At 62.8% G+C, this 17,528-nt stretch carries 15 protein-coding genes; 10 read left to right on the top strand and 5 right to left on the bottom strand.

From position 1 onward, the window contains the following. Positions 1-9 precede the first annotated feature (9 nt). Positions 10-723, bottom strand: coding sequence for a GntR family transcriptional regulator (locus IWX87_RS09765; protein WP_196863342.1), 714 nt, complete (start codon positions 721-723; stop codon positions 10-12). A 138-nt stretch (positions 724-861) separates the two neighbouring features. Here IWX87_RS09765 and uraH point away from each other — a divergent pair, with 138 nt between their 5' ends. From uraH to IWX87_RS09745, 4 genes are all read left to right on the top strand, one after another. After that, positions 862-1,218 (top strand): hydroxyisourate hydrolase, encoded by a 357-nt coding sequence (gene uraH / locus IWX87_RS09760; protein ID WP_196863341.1) that lies wholly within the window; start codon positions 862-864, stop codon positions 1,216-1,218. Positions 1,219-1,471: 253 nt separating this feature from the next. Then, positions 1,472-2,680: a urate hydroxylase PuuD gene (locus tag IWX87_RS09755; RefSeq protein WP_196863340.1), complete on the top strand. Its 1,209-nt coding sequence runs from the start codon at positions 1,472-1,474 to the stop codon at positions 2,678-2,680. A gap of 110 nt (positions 2,681-2,790) precedes the next feature. Beyond that, positions 2,791-4,293 carry a nucleobase:cation symporter-2 family protein gene (locus IWX87_RS09750; protein ID WP_196863339.1) on the top strand — a complete coding sequence of 501 codons (1,503 nt, stop codon included), beginning with the start codon at positions 2,791-2,793 and terminating at the stop codon, positions 4,291-4,293. 77 nt (positions 4,294-4,370) lie between these two features. Then, the gene (locus IWX87_RS09745) at positions 4,371-5,387 is read left to right on the top strand and encodes a porin (protein ID WP_196863338.1); all 1,017 of its coding nucleotides are present in this window, start codon (positions 4,371-4,373) and stop codon (positions 5,385-5,387) included. Between the two features lie 124 nt (positions 5,388-5,511). On the opposite strand, the gene IWX87_RS09740 is transcribed toward IWX87_RS09745, so the two are convergent. Continuing rightward, on the bottom strand, positions 5,512-6,420 hold the full coding sequence (locus IWX87_RS09740; RefSeq protein ID WP_196863337.1) for a LysR family transcriptional regulator: 909 nt from the start codon (positions 6,418-6,420) through the stop codon (positions 5,512-5,514). A 123-nt stretch (positions 6,421-6,543) separates the two neighbouring features. Between IWX87_RS09740 and gcl the strand changes: the two genes are divergently transcribed. From gcl to IWX87_RS09720, 4 genes are all read left to right on the top strand, one after another. Then, complete coding sequence (gene gcl, locus IWX87_RS09735) at positions 6,544-8,340, top strand: glyoxylate carboligase (protein WP_196863336.1); 1,797 nt, start codon at positions 6,544-6,546, stop codon at positions 8,338-8,340. Between the two features lie 43 nt (positions 8,341-8,383). After that, entirely contained in the window at positions 8,384-9,163 is a 780-nt protein-coding gene (hyi, locus tag IWX87_RS09730) for a hydroxypyruvate isomerase (protein ID WP_196863335.1), read from the top strand. Positions 9,164-9,199: 36 nt separating this feature from the next. Then, on the top strand, positions 9,200-10,105 hold the full coding sequence (gene glxR / locus IWX87_RS09725) for a 2-hydroxy-3-oxopropionate reductase (protein ID WP_196863334.1): 906 nt from the start codon (positions 9,200-9,202) through the stop codon (positions 10,103-10,105). A 256-nt stretch (positions 10,106-10,361) separates the two neighbouring features. Further along, positions 10,362-11,429 (top strand): aldo/keto reductase, encoded by a 1,068-nt coding sequence (locus IWX87_RS09720; RefSeq protein ID WP_196863333.1) that lies wholly within the window; start codon positions 10,362-10,364, stop codon positions 11,427-11,429. A 63-nt stretch (positions 11,430-11,492) separates the two neighbouring features. On the opposite strand, the gene IWX87_RS09715 is transcribed toward IWX87_RS09720, so the two are convergent. Then, positions 11,493-12,497 carry a metal-dependent hydrolase gene (locus IWX87_RS09715; RefSeq protein ID WP_196863332.1) on the bottom strand — a complete coding sequence of 335 codons (1,005 nt, stop codon included), beginning with the start codon at positions 12,495-12,497 and terminating at the stop codon, positions 11,493-11,495. Between the two features lie 72 nt (positions 12,498-12,569). Further along, a complete protein-coding gene (locus tag IWX87_RS09710; protein WP_196863480.1) occupies positions 12,570-13,136 on the bottom strand; it encodes a protocatechuate 3,4-dioxygenase in 567 nt (188 codons plus the stop codon). Positions 13,137-13,463: 327 nt separating this feature from the next. Between IWX87_RS09710 and IWX87_RS09705 the strand changes: the two genes are divergently transcribed. Then, the gene (locus tag IWX87_RS09705) at positions 13,464-15,794 is read left to right on the top strand and encodes a PAS domain S-box protein (RefSeq protein WP_280757195.1); all 2,331 of its coding nucleotides are present in this window, start codon (positions 13,464-13,466) and stop codon (positions 15,792-15,794) included. A 47-nt stretch (positions 15,795-15,841) separates the two neighbouring features. Here IWX87_RS09705 and IWX87_RS09700 read toward each other — a convergent pair whose 3' ends face one another. Next, positions 15,842-16,837 carry a MerR family transcriptional regulator gene (locus tag IWX87_RS09700; RefSeq protein WP_196863331.1) on the bottom strand — a complete coding sequence of 332 codons (996 nt, stop codon included), beginning with the start codon at positions 16,835-16,837 and terminating at the stop codon, positions 15,842-15,844. Positions 16,838-16,973: 136 nt separating this feature from the next. On the opposite strand from IWX87_RS09700, the gene IWX87_RS09695 reads away from it, so the two are divergent. After that, positions 16,974-17,483, top strand: a complete 510-nt coding sequence (locus IWX87_RS09695; protein ID WP_196863330.1) for an Rrf2 family transcriptional regulator — start codon at positions 16,974-16,976, stop codon at positions 17,481-17,483. The last annotated feature ends 45 nt before the right edge of the window (positions 17,484-17,528 follow it).

The raw sequence follows: 17,528 nt of genomic DNA, 5'->3' as shown, positions 1-17,528 counted from the left end.
GAGAGTCCGTCAAAAGGGCCGAAGTGCGTCGGCAAGGTCGGTGGAATTGGGGTTGAGCCGAAGGTTGCGTTCGACATTGGCAATGTGGTGCTCCATCAGCCGGATCGCCGTACGGGCATCGCGCTTTTCGAGCGCATCCACGATATGCACGTGCTCGTCCTGGGAATGCACGGCCGAATGGGCTGACTGGTACATCAGCGAGATCAGGGACGAGCGGCTGAGCAGATCGGCCAGCAACTGGGCCAGCACCTCGTTGCCCAGCAGGCGCGCGAGCAGCACGTGAAAGTCTGCCAGCAACCGCGTGCGGCCCGGAACATCAGTGCGCCTGACGGCTTCTTGCTCGTCACGCAGGTGCGCCCGGAGTTGCACGATGTGCGCATCGGTGATTTGCGCGCAGAGCTGGCGCACCATCGCGGATTCGACCATGGCGCGCACTTCAAACACCTGGCGGGCCTCTTCGATGCTGGGCATGGCGACGGATGCGCCGCGCGCCGGCTCCAGCACGACCAAATGCTCGCGGCTGAGCTGGTTCAAGGCCTGACGCACGATGGTGCGTGAGACATCAAAAATGTCAGCGATCTTTTGCTCGGTGAGCTTGGTGCCCGGCATCAGCCGGCGCTCAACGATGGCGGCGGTGATCGACTCCACAATGCGTTGTGTCGAGCCCGGTGGCGCCGCCTGTTCCCTGGCCCCGACAACCTGAAGATGGTTAAGTTGTTTCATGAATGTTTGTGATCAGGTGTTCATTTTGATTTTCAAAGTGTATACAATTTATTTCAGTAAAACAAGTTTCCATCATGTTCAGACTCTGAGGTTTGGGATGCATGTCAGTTTCATTGTGTTTTAAAAAGGAGAATTTTTATGGGTCATCTCAGTACCCACGTGCTCGATACCATGAACGGTTGCCCCGCTGCCGGCATGAAGGTGACATTGCAGCGCGTCAAAGGCGAAAGCTTCGAAACCCTCAAAACCCTCACCCTGAATGCCGATGGCCGCAACGAGGGCGGGCCGCTGCTGGACGCCGGCAGCATGGCTGTCGGGCGTTATCGGCTGCTGTTCGAGGTCGCTGCTTACTTCCGTGCCCGTGGCGCCGTGCTGCCCGAGCCGGCATTTGTCGATGTGGTGCCGATTGACTTTGGCATCGCCGATGCGCAAGGCCATTACCACGTGCCCTTGCTGGTCACACCCTGGACCTATTCGACTTACCGGGGCTCTTGAGCGTTGGCTGGTTGGCCGGGTTCTTGCATGATGTTCAGCAATGTAAAATTTTTACACGATAACGGGAAAACCCTGTGAATCCGTGCTGTGAAAACTGTATACATTAATTCCACGTCGCCGCGGAGCCCGAGTCCGCCAGCCCATTTAAGGCTGGTTTGCCCGGTTGCGATGTCCACTCCTTAGAGAGCCCGCAGTGGTAAGGGGAAAGCGCAGCGCATGGCGGCTGTGCATTCCTTGAATTGCGAGCGTGCAAATGGATACCGCATACCTTCTCGACTGGGCCAACCTGCTGCTGCGCTGGGCCCACGTCATCACGGCGATTTCATGGATCGGCTCGTCGTTTTACTTCGTCTTTCTCGACAGCAGCCTGACCCAACCCGAAGACCCTGAACTGGTCAAAAAAGGCGTGGACGGCGAACTCTGGGCCGTGCACGGCGGGGGTTTTTACCACCCGCAAAAATACCTGGTCGCGCCCCGGCAGATGCCGCAAAACCTGCACTGGTTCTACTGGGAGAGTTACTCCACCTGGCTGACCGGCTTTGCGCTGTTCACGGTGCTCTACCTGTTCAACGCGGCCACCTTCCTGGTCGATAAAAGCGTTTACGACTGGTCTGCCGGCGCGGCCATTGGTGCCTCGCTGGGCTTTCTGGTGGTCTTCTGGTTTGTCTATGACACCATCTGCCGCACGCTGGGGCGCAAGAAAAACGGTGATCTGATCGTGGGCGTCTGCATTCTTGCCTTTGTCATGTTCGCTGCCTGGCTGGCCTGTCAGCTGTTCGCCGGGCGGGCGGCCTTTTTGCTGGTCGGCGCCATGCTGGCCACCGCCATGAGCGCCAATGTGTTTGTCTGGATCATTCCCGGCCAGCGCAAGGTGGTGGCCCAGCTCAAGGCCGGCCTGCCGGTTGACCCGGTGTATGGCTGGCGTGCCAAGCAGCGCAGCGTGCACAACACCTATTTCACGCTGCCGGTGCTGATTGCCATGCTGTCCAACCATTACGGCTGGCTGTATTCGGCCAAGGGCAACTGGCTGGTGCTGGTGGCCCTGATGCTGGCCGGTGCCCTGATCCGCCACAGCTTCGTGGCCCGCCACAAGGCCGGTGTGCAGGGCAAGCGTGCGCCTTGGGAGTATGCGGGCCTGGGCGTGGCCCTGCTGGTCGGGCTGGTGGTGTGGATGGCGCCACCGCCGCCATCGGCCGCTGCCATCGCGGCGGCGGGCAAGCCGGTCAATTTTGCTGAAGTCAAGATGGTTATCGACCAGCGCTGCGTGCTGTGCCACAACGCGCAGCTGCAAAGCAAGGGCGTGGCCCTGCACACCCCCGAACTCATCAAGCAGCATGCCCAGGCGCTGTACCAGCAGGCGGTCGTGCTCAAGATCATGCCGATGAACAACGCCACGCAGATCACCGATGACGAACGCGCCGTGCTCAAGCGCTGGTTTGAAGCGGGCGCGCCGGTCAACTAGACCGGCCGGCGCACCGCATCCGGCACTGCGCACCAGGCAGGCATCGCCCCGGCCCGTGGCGTGAACGGGCTTTTTTCCCCGCACCCAAAACGACCCCCAAGGAGACAAGCATGACCCCTGCGACCGTGCATCCGGTAGATGAAAAGCTGCCCATCGGAAAACTCACCGCGCTGGGCCTGCAGCACGTGATGGTGATGTACGCCGGCGCCATCGCCGTGCCGCTGATCGTCGGCCGCGCGCTGAAGCTCTCGCCCGATCAGGTGGCCCTCTTGATCTCGGCCGACCTGTTCGCCTGCGGCATCGTGACGCTAATCCAGTCGCTCGGCTTTGGCCGCTACTTCGGCATCCGACTGCCGGTGATGATGGGCGTGACGTTTGCGGCCGTCGGGCCGATGGTGGCCTTCGCCAATGCCATGCCCGGTGTCGAGGGGGCGCGCGCCATCTTTGGCGCCATCATCGGCGCGGGCGTGCTGTCGATGCTCATCGCGCCCCTGATCAGCCGGCTGCTGCGCTTTTTTCCGCCGGTGGTCACCGGCACCATCATTGCCATCATCGGCATCAGCCTGATGCGGGTCGGCGTGGGCTGGGCCGTGGGCGGGCCGGCGCAACTGGCGCAAACGGTCGATGTGCCCAAGCTGGTGGCCATGGTCGACAGCGCCAAGGCCGCGGCAAGCGCAGCTGCAGCGGCTGCTCCGGCAGGCGCGGCGCTGCCGGCCATGAAGCTGCCCGGGCCGATCCCGATGCTCGACAACCTGGCCTACGGCGCGCTGGACAACCTGGCAATTGCCGCCTTTGTGCTGGTGGTCATCTTGCTGCTGGTCAAGTTCATGCGCGGCTTTGTGGCCAACATTTCGGTACTGCTGGGCATGGCTGCCGGCTGCGTGCTGGCCATCTCGCTGGGCAAGATGAACTTCGACAAGGTCGGCAAGGCGCACTGGTTTGACGTGGTCACGCCGTTTGCCTTTGGCCCGCCAACCTTTGACATCGTGATGATCCTGACCATGACGCTGGTCATGGTCGTGGTGATGATCGAGTCGGTCGGCATGTTCCTGGCGCTGTCGGACCTGACGGGCAAGAAGATCAGCCAGGCCGAGATGGCCGCCGGCCTGCGCACCGACGGACTGGGCACGCTGATCGGCGGCATTTTCAACACCTTTCCGTACACCAGCTTTTCGCAAAACGTCGGCCTGGTCGGCGTCACCGGTGTGAAGAGCCGCTGGGTCTGCGTGGCCGGCGGCGTCATCATGATCATCCTGGGCATGCTGCCCAAGATGGCGGCTTTCGTCGAGTCGATTCCGATCTTCGTGCTGGGCGGCGCCGGGCTGGTGATGTTCGGCATGGTCGCGGCCACCGGCATCCGCATCCTGTCCACGGTGGATTACAAGGGCAACCGCAACAACCTCTACATCGTCGCGCTGGCCATCGGGTTCGGTTTGATTCCGCTGGTCGCGCCGCGCTGGATGCAGCAGATGGCGCACAGCCTGCACCCGCTGCTTGAATCGGGCATCTTGCTGACCGCCGTGTCGGCGGTGCTGCTGAACCTGTTCTTCAACGGCGCCAAGGCCGACGTGGGCAGTTCCATCGAGGCGGCCAAACTGGCCGAGGCGCATTGAGGCACCCGCTGCCCTTTTTCCGTTGCTTTCCCTTTTTTCGTCCTTCCTTCCTGCTCATTGCTTCAAGCCACACCATAATGAAACCACTCCTGCGATCGCTCTCCCTGGCCTGCCTGGCCGCCACGGCATTTGGCGCCCAGGCGCAAAGCTCGGTCACCCTGTTCGGCCTGGTTGACATGAGCATTGGCTCAAGCAAGGCACCGGGTGGGCTGCGCCAGACCGGCGTGGACAGCGGCAAGCTGACCACCAGTTACTTCGGCATGCGGGGCGCCGAGGATCTGGGCGGCGGCCTGTCCGCCGTGTTCAGGCTTGAGAGTTTTTTGCAAGCCGACACGGGCGCTTCGGGCCGCTTTCCTGGCGACACGCTGTTTTCGCGCAGCGCATCGGTGGGCTTGTCGAGTAAAAGCCTGGGCACCTTCACGCTGGGGCGCAACACCACGCCTCTGTTTATTTCCACCATATCGTTTAATCCCTTTGGCGACTCTTACGGCTATGCGCCCAGCGTCCGCCACTACTTCACCAGCGGCACGGTCACCGGCGACTCGGCCTGGAACAACTCGGCGCTTTACACCAGCCCTGAGTTTGGCGGCTTCAGGTTCGGTTTGATCGGCGCAGTGGCTGCGCCCAAGACGAGTGGTGCGGGTTCGAGCAATGGCACGAACTGGGGCGCCAACGTCGGCTATGCCGGCGGCCCGTTGTCTGCCGCGCTGGTCTACCAGTCGGCCAGAAAAGACGAAACCAGGCCCGTGCCGGCGGCAGTGCAGGCCGACACGCGGACCTGGCAGCTCAATGGCGCTTACGACTTCACGGTCGCCAAGGCCTTCGCGCAGTACGGCGAAGTCAAGAACACGACGATCGCCAATACATACCGCATCGCCGAACTCGGCGCCCGGGTGCCGGTCGGTGCGGGCGCCGTGCTGGCGGCATGGGGACGCGTGGCACCCAAGACAGGACCTGACCGCAACACGGTTTCCCTTGGTTACGACTACAGCCTGTCCAGGCGCACCGATATCTACGCCGTTGCGATGCGCGACAAGGTCGAGAACCTGTCGAATGGCAGCAGCTACTCGGTGGGTGTGCGCCACCGGTTCTGACGGGCCGTCGAAGCCGTTTGGAGGGACTGTATGCTATTAATTAAATAGCATTAAGTGCATGCTAGATAAGCGGAAAAGACCTGAAAAGCATAAAAATTAAGCTGCTCAGCTACTTCAAAGTGCGTCACATCGCCTGACGCCACCAGTCGCCCGCCAGCGCTTGCTGCAAAAATCCGCTGAAGCTCGTCACCTTCAGCGGCACCAGCTTGGGCGAGGGAAACACGGCATGCACTTCCTGCTCGGGCAGCCCGTGGTCGGCCAGCACCGGCAAGACCGCACCATCGGCCAACGACTCGCGTGCGACGTACCAGGGCAGCACGGCCAGCCCCATGCCGGCGCGCGTGGCCGCCAGCACTGCCGACAGGTTGTTCGAGCGCAGCAGGCCTTTTACCGGTACCGACAGTTTCTGGCCCGCCGGGCTGACCAGGCTCCAGCGGTCGTCGCCCTGCACGCTGCTGTACACCACGCAGTCGTGCGCGGCCAGGTCGGCCGCGCTGCCCGGCGAGCCGCGCGCCAGCAAATAGGACGGCGCCGCCACCATCAGCCACGGATTGGTGCCCAGGTAGCGCGCGCCCAGTGTCGAGTCGGCCATCGGCCCCATCCGGATGGCCAGGTCAACGCCTTGCTCGACCAGGTTCACGTAGCGGTCGTCAAAGCTCAAGTCCAGCGTGATGTCGGGGTGCTGCTGCCTGTAGCGCAGCACCAGCGGGGTCAGCACGCGCCGGCCAAATGCCACCGAGGTGCTGATGCGCAGGTGGCCGCCGACCTTGCTTTGCAGCAGCGTGGCCAGGTTGTCGGCTTCCTCGATCTCGCGGGCAATCAATTTGCATTTTTCGTAGTAGAGCGTGCCCACCTCGGTCAGCGTCACGCCGCGTGTCGAGCGGTGCAGCAGCCGCGCGCCCAGGCGCTGCTCCATCGCGGCCACCGCCTTGGTGGCCGTGGGCTGGGTGATGCCGGTCTCTGCGGCAGCCTTGCTGAAGCTGCCGGTCTCGACGACGCGGATAAAAAGTGCAATGCCGGTGACGCGATCCATGGCGTTGACTGTAAACCCGCTTTGCCTATTTATTCCACATTGGAATAGGTCTTATCGATGCAATGGGATTCACAGCCGAACACGTCAAAGGAATGATGGAGCCATCTCAACAAGGAGCAAGCAATGGCAAAAATGAAGGCCGCAATGGCCGCCGTTCTGGTGATGGAAAAAGAAGGCGTGACGCAGGCCTTCGGCGTGCCGGGCGCGGCCATCAACCCGCTGTATGCGGCCATGCGCGAGCGCCAGTCGATCGCCCATATCCTGGCGCGGCATGTCGAAGGCGCCTCGCACATGGCCGAGGGCTACACCCGCGCCAAGGCCGGCAACATCGGCGTGTGCATCGGCACCTCCGGCCCCGGCGGCACCGACATGGTCACTGGCCTGTACTCGGCCAGCGCCGACAGCAGCCCGATCCTGTGCATCACCGGGCAGGCGCCGCGCGCCCGGCTGTACAAGGAAGACTTCCAGGCGGTCGACATCGAAAGCATTTCCAAGCCGCTGACCAAATGGTCCTACATCGTGCGCGAACCCGGCCAGCTGCCCCGCGCCTTCCAGCAGGCCTTTCACCTGATGCGCTCGGGCCGGCCCGGCCCGGTGCTGCTCGACTTGCCGTTCGACGTGCAAATGGCCGAGATCGAGTTCGACATCGACACCTACGAGCCGCTGCCGGTGTACAAGCCGTTTGCCACGCGCAAGCAGATCGACAAGGCGCTGGACATGCTGGCTGCTGCCGAGCGGCCCTTGATCGTCGCCGGCGGCGGCATCATCAATGCCGATGCGTCTGACTTGCTGGTCGAGTTTGCCGAGCTGACCGGCGTGCCGGTGATTCCGACGCTGATGGGCTGGGGCACGATACCCGACGACCATCCGCTGATGGCCGGCATGGTCGGCCTGCAGACCAGCCACCGCTACGGCAATGCGACGATGCTGGCCAGCGACTTTGTGCTGGGCATCGGCAACCGCTGGGCCAACCGCCACACCGGCTCGACCGAGGTGTACTGCAAGGGCCGCACCTTCGTGCATGTGGACATCGAGCCGACGCAGATCGGCCGCGTCTTCACGCCCGAGCTGGGCATCGTCTCGGACGCCAAGGCGGCCCTGCAGCTGTTCGTCGAGGTCGCCCGGGAACGCAAAGCAGCGGGCCAGATGGCCAGCCGCGCCGACTGGGCCGCCCGCTGCGCCGAACGCAAGCGGCTGATGCACCGCAAGACCCATTACGACAACATTCCGATCAAGCCGCAGCGCGTGTACGAGGAAATGAACAAGGTCTTCCCGCGCGACACGGTGTATGTCAGCAACATCGGCCTGAGCCAGATTGCGGCCGGCCAGTTCCTGAACATCTTCGGCCCGCGCCAGTGGATCAACTGCGGCCAGGCCGGCCCGCTGGGCTGGTCGATGCCGGCAGCGCTTGGCGTGGTGGCGGCCGACCCGACGCGCACGGTGGTGGCCATCACCGGCGACTACGACTTCCAGTTCCTGCTCGAAGAGCTCGCCGTCGGCGCGCAGTTCAAGCTGCCCTATGTGCATGTGCTGGTCAACAACTCCTACCTGGGCTTGATCCGCCAGAGCCAGCGCGGCTTTGACATGGACTTTTGCGTGCAGCTGGCGTTTGACAACATCAATGTGCCCGACTCGGACGACAAGCTGCGCAGCTACGGCGTGGACCATGTGGCCGTGGTCGAAGGCCTGGGCTGCAAGGCGCTGCGCGTCAAGGACCCGGCCCACATCGAGGCAGCGCTGCGGCAGGCGCGGGTGATGGCCGCCGAGCACCGGGTGCCGGTGGTGGTCGAGATCATCCTGGAGAAAGTCACCAACATCGCCATGGGCACCGAGATCAACAACGTCAACGAGTTCGAGGACATCGACTGCCGCCATCCCGAAGGGCTCAAGGGCCTGGAATTGGCCGGCTTGCTTGAATAGTCGCGGTGCCACCCCGCACACCCATAACTTCAAGGAAACAGACATGCCGCGTTTTGCTGCCAACCTCACCATGCTCTTCACGGAAGTGCCGTTTCTGGAACGCTTTGACAAAGCTGCCCAAGCAGGCTTCAAAGCCGTGGAATTTTTGTTTCCGTATGCCTGGCCGGCCGAAGAAATCCGCCAGCGCCTGGAGGCCCATCACTTGACACTGGTGTTGCACAACCTGCCCGCCGGTGACTGGGAAGCCGGCGAGCGCGGCATCGCCTGCCTGCCTGAGCGGGTGGCGGAATTCCGCGAAGGCGTGGCCAAGGCCATCCTCTACGCCCAGGCGCTGGGCGTGAAGCAGCTCAATTGCCTGGTCGGCAAGGCCCCGGCCGGCGTTGCCGACGACGTGCTGCGCCAGACGGTGGTCGAGAACCTGCGCTTTGCCGCCGCAGAATTGAAGAAGGCCGGCCTGCGCCTGTTGATCGAGCCGGTCAACACCTTCGACATCCCGGGCTTCTACCTGTGCCGCACGGCGCAGGCGGTGGCGATCCTGGAAGAGGTCGGCGCCGACAACGCCTTTGTTCAGTACGACATTTACCACGCCCAGCGCATGGAGGGCGAGCTGGCCGCGACGATGCACACGCATTTGCCGCGCATCGGCCACATCCAGCTGGCCGACAACCCGGGGCGCCACGAGCCGGGCACGGGCGAGATCAACTACGCCTTCCTGTTCGCGCACCTGGACCGCATCGGCTACGACGGCTGGATCGGCTGCGAATACAAGCCCGCCACCACCACCGAGGCGGGTCTGGACTGGCGCCAGCGGCTGGCGCTGTAAGCCCCTGAATAGTTTAAAAAACCAGGAAAACTCCTCATGACTTCACACCCCCTGAAAATCGGTTTCGTCGGCCTGGGCATCATGGGCGCGCCCATGGCCAGCCAACTGATCCAGGCCGGCCACCAGCTGTTTGTCTACACACGCGGCAAAACGCCGGGATCGATCGCCAGCAGCAGCGCCACCCAGTGCCTGAGCGCGCGCGGCGTGGCCGAGAGGGCTGACGTCATCATCCTGATGGTGCCCGACACGCCCGATGTGGAGGCTGCGCTGTTCTCCGAAAAAGGCATCGCCGCCGGGCTGACAGCCGGCAAGGTGGTGGTGGACATGAGCTCCATCTCGCCCATTGCCACCAAGACGTTTGCCCAAAAAATCAACGTGCTGGGCTGCGACTACCTCGACGCCCCGGTGTCGGGCGGCGAAGTCGGCGCCAGGAACGCCACGCTGTCGATCATGGTCGGCGGCCCGGAAGCGACGTTCGAGCGCATCAAGCCGCTGTTCGAGCTGATGGGCAAGAACATCACGCTCGTCGGCGGCAACGGCGACGGCCAGACCGCCAAGGTGGCCAACCAGATCATCGTCGCGCTGAACATCGAGGCGGTGGCCGAGGCGCTGCTGTTTGCGGCCAAGGCGGGTGCCGACCCGGCGCGGGTGCGCCAGGCGCTGATGGGCGGATTTGCTTCCTCGAAAATTCTGGAAGTGCATGGCGAGCGCATGGTCAAGCGCACCTTCGATCCGGGCTTTCGCATCGAGCTGCACCATAAGGATTTGAACCTGGCGCTGTCCAGTGCCCGCGCGCTGGGGGTGGCCCTGCCCAACACCGCGATGGCGCAAGAGCTGTTCAATTCCTGCGTCGCCCATGGCGGCAAGGCCTGGGACCATTCGGCCATGGTCAGGGCGCTGGAGATGATGGCCAATTTCGAGATCGGCCAGAAAGCGGCTTGAGCTTTGCGGGAAGGGTGACGACGCAGGTTGATGTTTTACTCATGAATTGATAGCTGAAAACGCAATGCATTCGTGCGCAATCGGTATTTTTCATTAAAAAAATTATCGTGAGCCGGTTGGCGCCGCAGGCGAGGCAAAGCCACAGCCCCTGGTCAGCCTTTTCCCGGCGCCTGCGGCATCGGCCCGGCGCGCTTATGCTGGCAGGCCTGCACCGGGCCGGGCGCCCGGCCATCCACCGTACCGGAGTTTTATCGACATGCGTTACAACCCCCTGGGCCGCACCGGCCTTTTCGTTTCCGAACTGTGCCTGGGCACCATGACCTTTGGTGGCTCAGAAGGCATGTGGCGCCAGATCGGCGCGCTGCAACAAAACGACGCTGAAGCGCTGATTGGCCAGGCGGTCGATGCCGGAATCAATTTCATCGACACCGCTGATGTGTATTCGGAAGGTGTCTCCGAAGAGATCACCGGCCAGGCGCTGAAAAACCTCAAGATTCCGCGTGACAACGTGGTGGTGGCGACCAAGGTGTTTGGCCAGACCGGCGAAGGGCCGAATGGCCGGGGTCTCACCCGCAGCCACATCCTCGACGGCGTCAAGGCCAGCCTCAAGCGTCTGCAGCTCGACCACATCGACCTCTACCAGGTTCACGGCTTCGACCCTGCGACGCCGATGGATGAAACCCTGCGCGCCCTGGACCAGCTGGTGCGCCACGGCCATGTGCGCTACATCGGCGTGTCCAACTGGGCCGCCTGGCAGATCATGAAGGCGCTGGGCATATCGGAGCGCCTGGGGCTGGCACGCTTTGAATCGCTGCAGGCGTATTACAGCGTGGCCGGACGCGACCTGGAGCGCGAACTCGTCCCGATGCTCAAAAGCGAAGGCGTCGGGCTGATGGTCTGGAGCCCGCTGGCGGGCGGTTTTTTAAGCGGCAAGTACAGCCGCGATTCGCCGGGCCAGCAAGGCCAGGCCGAGGAAGGCAGCCGCCGCATCGCCTTTGACTTTCCGCCGGTCAACAAGGCCAAGGCCTGGGACTGCATCGACGCCATGCGTCCGATCGCCGAAGCCAAAGGCGTGTCGGTGGCCCGCGTGGCGCTGGCCTGGCTGCTGCACCAGCCGCAGGTCACCAGCGTCATCGTCGGCGCCAAGCGGCCCGAGCAGCTGGCCGACAACCTTGCTGCCACCGATGTGATGCTTGGCCCGGACGAGTTGCGCCTGATAGGCGATGCCAGCGCGCTGGCGGCCGAGTACCCCGGGTGGATGCTGGAGCGCCAGGGCGAATACCGGCGCAAGCAGATGATGTCAGCGCTGCAAGAAAATACCTGAGCGCTGCGCGGAGCCGAAGGCGGTTCTTTTGGACCGACTGTCAATTCCGTTTGTGGCGGGTGGTCAGGGCGGCGGCAATGCCTTGCCCCACATGCGCTGCCACAGCCAGGGCAGCGCCGTGGCCAGGTCGGGTCGCTGGCTTTCCAGCGTCGGTGCGGTGCCGCCCGCTGCCAGGTCAGCGGGCTTGCCCAGGTTGAAATTGAAGGTGTAGGCCGGTTCCTGGCCCATGCGCAGGTCCGTCACAAACAGGTTGCCGCCGGACTCCGAAAGGCGGTAAAACCCGTGGCTGAAGTCTGCCATGCGGGCGACCGATGGTTCCTGGCCATAGCGCTCCATGAGCGCTGCGCCCCGGTCATGCGCGCTCCAGCGGATGCGCGGTGAATCGTCCAGCAGCGAATAATGGCCTTCGAAATACTGCGTGGGCGTGGTCGCCACCAGCCGCCAGAGCAGCGTGTTGAACGGCGCGGGCGTGACCAGCAGCCCGCTGGCGGCAATGCCTTCGGCCTGAAGCGAAGTGCGCGCGACCTGCGTGGCCTGCTGCTGCGCCCCGATGCTCCAGCCCAGATACAGCGTGCTCACCACCAGGCCGGCCATGTTCCCGCGCAGGCCGCGCCGGCTTTTCAGGCGCAAGGCCGCCACCACGCCGACGATCAGCGGCACGGTGTAAAGCGGGTCGATGATGAAAATGCTGCCTACTGCAAACGGATAGTCGCTGAAGGGCTGGAGCAACTGCGTGCCATACACCGTCAGGGTGTCGAGCAGCGGATGCGTGAACAGCGCCAGCCACAGCGCCAGACACCAGCGCCTGAACAATGCCGTCTCGCCGTGCAGCCGGCTGACACCCCAGGCCAGCAGCGGCGCTGCCAGCGTCAAAAACAGCAGCGAGTGGCTTTCGGCGCGGTGGCGCGTCATGTTCAAAACAGCATTGCCCTGGTCGATAAAGGCGTCCAGGTCGGGCAAGGTGCCGGCCACGGCACCCCAGAGCGCAGCCTTCCAGACGGCAGTGCGCCGCCCCATGACGGCGACACTCAAGGCCGAACCGAGTGCTATTTGAGTCAGTGAATCCATGGCGCGCAGCTTAGCGCACGCGTGCCAAGCCCGCCCGGCAGCCCGCCGCATGGGCGGTGTCGGGGCGGGACTTCAGGCCTGCACGATGATCGGAAAGTGCGCCCTCAAGCCATCGGCCCCGGGCACAAAGGGCACGGTCAGCGCGGCACGATCTTGCGCATTCAGCCGCCGCCAGAGAAAGTCCCGTTCATTGCCCGCGTCGTCTGCCACATAGAGTTGTGTGGTCAGCAGTTCGCGCCGCTCCAGCCGCACCTTGACATGGATATGCGGCGTGCGCCCGCTGTACGCTGCCGGACGCAGCGTTCGAAAGCGGTAACGCCCGTCGCTGTCTACCGTCACGCGGCCAAAGCCCTGGAACGCCGGGTCGGCCCGGCCGCCGTCGCCGGGGTGGTGGTAGTGGCCTGCCTGGTCGCACTGCCAGATTTCCACCATTGCGCCGGATACCGGCCTGCCCGCCGTGTCCAGCACTGTGCCTTCCACCCAGGCCGCCTGGCCGCGCGAGTAGCTGGCTTTTCCGTTGCGCAGCAGGTCAAAGTCGGTGTCAGCGGGCAGTGCCACCGGGTAGAACGGTCCTTCGGTCTGGCCCGGCGTCGGCTGCAACTGGCGACTCTGCGCCAAGCCAAAGCCGGTGGGCGCCATCGCCGCCGCCAGAGCGGCGGCACCCGTGACGATCAAGGTTCGGCGATTTCCCGACGGATGGGCATCGCGCGCGGTAAGGGGGCGGGGCATGACGGTTTCCCTTCGGTGGTCAGAGCTGTCATTCAACTGCCGGCACTTGGTCTGCTCAGCCAGGCAACTTGTTGAAATTCGGAGTTTTTCCAGATGTGTGCACGCTTGTGACCCAGAGTTTCACACGAAGCGCAATGCCCCACAATACTTTATGTCAGGTCCGATACAAGCCCGCAAGCCGTTTGAGCCCTGCCTGTGCATCCGTAGGTTGCGCAACACAGCAACCAAGGAAACCGCGTGAGTATTGCAGGCAGCGAACTGATTCAACTGACAGGCGAGGTACATGCACCCGCCGGCGGCCAGCTTGCATCGAGCGCTTCAGCCCAGGGCGACTCAGCGTTTCGACTGCTGGCAGATGCCTTGCCCCAGATAGTCTGGATGATGCAGCCTGACGGCCAGCACACCTATTTCAACCAGCGCTGGCTCGACTATTCCGGCGTGTCCCTGCAAGACAGTCTGGTCCACGGGTGGAGCCGGTCCATCCATCCTGATGATTGCGCGCCGGTCGCTGCTCAATGGACCCAGGCGCTTGTCAGCCACGAAGCCTTCGAGGCGGAGTGCCGGCTGCGCCGGGTTGACGGCATCTACCGCTGGATGCTCGGCCGCGCGGTCCCGCAGCGCGACGCGGCCGGCCGTCCCGTCGGCTGGGTGGGCACACTGACCGATATTGACGACCTCAGGCAGCACGCCGAGTTGCTGGACAAAAATCTCTACATGGGCCGGGTTGCCGGCAGGGTGGCGCGCCTGGGCGGATGGACCATTGACCTGCCGGAGCGCACGCTGACCTGGTCGGACGAGAACTGCCTGATCCACGATGTCGCACCGGGCTACACGCCCACGCTGGACGAGGGCATCGGTTACTTTTTCCCCGAGCATCAGCTGCTGGTGACACGCCATGTGAAAAACTGTGCTGAAAACGGCATTCCCTATGAATTTGTATTGCCCAAGCGCACGGCCACGGGTCGGCGCATCTGGGTGCGTTCGATGGGCGAAGCGGTACGCGATGCCAGCGGAACAATCGTTCGCCTTCAGGGCGCGTTCCAGGACATTTCGCAGCAAAAGGAGGCCGAGGCGCGCGCGCTTTCCCTGGAGGCGCAGCTCACCGCCACACTGGAAAGCATCACCGATGGCTTTTGCCTGCTCGACAAGGACTGGAAGGTCACCTTTTTCAATGGCCAGGCCGAGCGCATGCTTCAACGCCGGCGCGAAGATATCTTGGGAAAAATCCTATGGCAGGAGTTTCCCGAATCCCTGGGCACATGCACGGAGCGCGAATGCCGCCTGGCCCTGCAGAATCAGCGTACAACGCGCTTCGAAGCCTTTTACGCGCCGCTGAACCTGTTCATCCGGTTTCACGTCTACCCCACCCAGGACGGGCTGGCGATTTATTTTCAGGACATCACCCAGCAGCGCGCAGAACAGTCGCAACTGCGGCTGCTGCAGACGGCGGTGTCGCGCCTGAACGACATCGTCATCATCACCGAAGCCGTCCCTTTGGAAAAAGGCGGCCGGCGCATCGTGTTTGTCAACGACGCCTTCGAGCGCCAGACTGGCTACAGCAACGCTGAAATGCACGGCCATGCCTCCGGGCTGCTGTGGGGGACCGACACCCAGCGGCCCGAGATGGACCGCATTCGCGCCGCCATGGCCCGGTGGGAGCCGGTCCGCGCCGAAATCATCATCTGCACCAAGGACGGCAGCGAGCGCTGGCTGGAAACCGACATCACGCCCATTGCCGACAAGTCCGGCAAGTTCACCCATTGGGTGGCGGTCGGGCGCGACATCACCGAGCGCCGGCAGCAGCAGCAAGAAATCCTCAGCCTGAACACCGGGCTCGAAGCGCGGGTGCTGCTGCGCACCTTCGAGCTGGAGCGGGCAAACCACGAACTCGAATCCTTTGCTTATTCGGTCTCGCATGACCTGCGCACGCCCCTGAGCAGCATCCATGCCTTCAGCCAGCTGGTGGTGAAAATCGATGGCGACCAGGTAAGCGCCAAAGGCCGGCATTACCTGGAGCGTATCGGGGTGGGCGTCAAGCACATGGGCGATCTGATTGAAGGCTTGCTGACCCTGGCCCAGCTATCGCGCAAACCGATCGAGTCAGCGCATGTCGATCTTTCGGAAATTGCCCGGCGCATCGGACGCGACCACCACGAGCGGGAGCCAGGGCGCCAGGCAGCGCTGCAAATTCAGGACGGCCTGAGCGCGCAGGGCGACGCAAGATTGCTGTCGGTTGTTTTTGAAAACCTGCTGGGCAACGCCTGGAAGTTCACATCCCGGGAACCACTGGCACGCATCGAAGTCGGCGGCGTGCCGGATTTCGACGGCAACCTCGTCTTTTTTGTCAAAGACAACGGCGCGGGATTCGACATGGCTTTCGCCCCCAAGCTGTTCGGTACCTTCGAGCGCTTGCATTCGCCGGAGGAATTCCCGGGAACGGGCATTGGTCTGGCCACCGTCAAACGCATCATTGAGCGCCACGAAGGCCGTGTGTGGGCCGAAAGCACGTTGAACGAAGGGGCGGCGTTCTTTTTTACGCTGGGACCAGGGCGAGTGCCGAACGCATGAAGGTTGCCCTGTGCGGCTACCCCCGCCATGAGCAGTGGTGTCGGCCATCAGATCAGGGGGATGTTCTCGTGCTGGGCGACCATTTCCAGTGCGCGCTCGAAAAGCGCGCGGGCAGAGCCTGAAATGGCATGCAGATGGGCATGCAGATGTGCGTCTTCCTCGTTCTTGTTCAGGCACTCCTGGCTGTACTGCTCAAAGCTTGCCAGTTGGGCGATCAGCTCGGCGACGTGCCTGGGGCACTCGCACAGCATATTGCTTGAAATGCCTGCCACCCGCGACAGCGTGTCGTCGGAGTATTTGCGGGGCGGAATCAGCGGGTCGCTGTGAATGACGCCCAGGCTTTTGGCCGTGTCGACCAGCAGCACCGAACTGATCAGGTCCGACAACTCAAAGTCCGAGACTGGCCCGCGCCGTACCAGCGTGCCGGCTGCCCGCATCGATTGCACCACCGCTTCCTGCGCAAAGCCATAGATCACCAGCGTATGCGCCACGCCTTGGTTCAGGGCCAGTTCCTGGATTTGGCTGCGAACACTGTCGTGCAGGGTGTTGACCCTGACCAGCAGGATCTGGGGTGGTTCCCGAAAACCGGCAGTGTCTGCCTGCGCCAAGTCGGTAAAACTGTCGCTCACCCGCAGGCGGCTGCCCAAAAAGGGCCGCATGAACTTTCCGGACGTCACGCGGTTGGCAAGCCCGGCGCCAATCACTGCCAGTGACACCGTGCCGGCCGCCTGCCCTGGGGCTTCAGGCGGGGCAATCGGCGCTTCTTGCGACTGCTGCAGCTTTTCCAGTGCCGTCACCTGCAACGGTGCAATCGTGCTGATGGCATGTCCCTGACGGCTGAGTTGTTTCAGCAGGCTTGCCTTGTGCACATCCATCTGGCTGTAGAGCCGGTGCTTGCCCGTGGTTTTCGACGGTGAAAAGGCATGGTGCCTGACTTCCCAGATGCGAAGGGTGGAAACGGGAATGCCCGTCGCTTTTGCAACTGCACCAATGCGAAAAAGCGTGTTGATCAGTTCTATATCGTTTTGAGTAGGTTTTTGCATAGGTATTGCGTAGATTTAACTGTTTATAACTTAAAAATTCGATTTGTTTCTGTTGTTTTCTAATAATTTTGTTTTATTTGTATAGATTTGGCGTTAAGCTAGTCGCTAATATCTACTCAAAACCGAAAGATTCATCATGCTGATTCCCAAAAGAACGCGGGTTGCCGTCGAATCACTGGTCTATATTGCTGCCAAAGGGGCGCGCCAGCCGATTCCTGCCCGGGAAGTGGCGCAGGCCCTGAGCGTGTCGCTGGCTGGACTGGAAAGCATTTTGCGGGTACTGCGCGAACACCGCTTAGTCAGCTCGTTTAAAGGCCCAGGAGGCGGTTACCAAGTGGAGGGCGATCTGAAAAAATTCACGGTTTTGGACGTGGTGAAGTTTTTCGAAACTTCCCCGCCCAAGGCCAGCAGCGCGTCTGCCTGCGACGATTTTGCCGTTGACTTCCATGAAGCCTGCAAAAAAGCCTTTAATTCAGAAAATCTGCACGACCTGGTGAGTGCCGCAACCTCCAGTGACCTCGCGCTTCCCGTAGCCAAGCCGCGCTTTGCCTTCAGGCCGTTGCCGTTGCCAGTCTGCCCGCGTGGCCCGAACTCGGTATTCCAGCTGCATTCGTGCGACTTTGCCATGCGCAAAAGCGCCGCCTGAGGGGTATATCCCGGTGGGCCTTTGCGGAGCAAAGCGCGGCCATGC

The organism is Polaromonas sp. CG_9.7 (genome assembly GCF_015752205.1).
GTDB lineage: Bacteria > Pseudomonadota > Gammaproteobacteria > Burkholderiales > Burkholderiaceae_C > Polaromonas.
The sequence above is the reverse complement of the archived record's forward strand: the minus strand, read 5'-3'. Positions and strand labels throughout refer to the sequence as shown.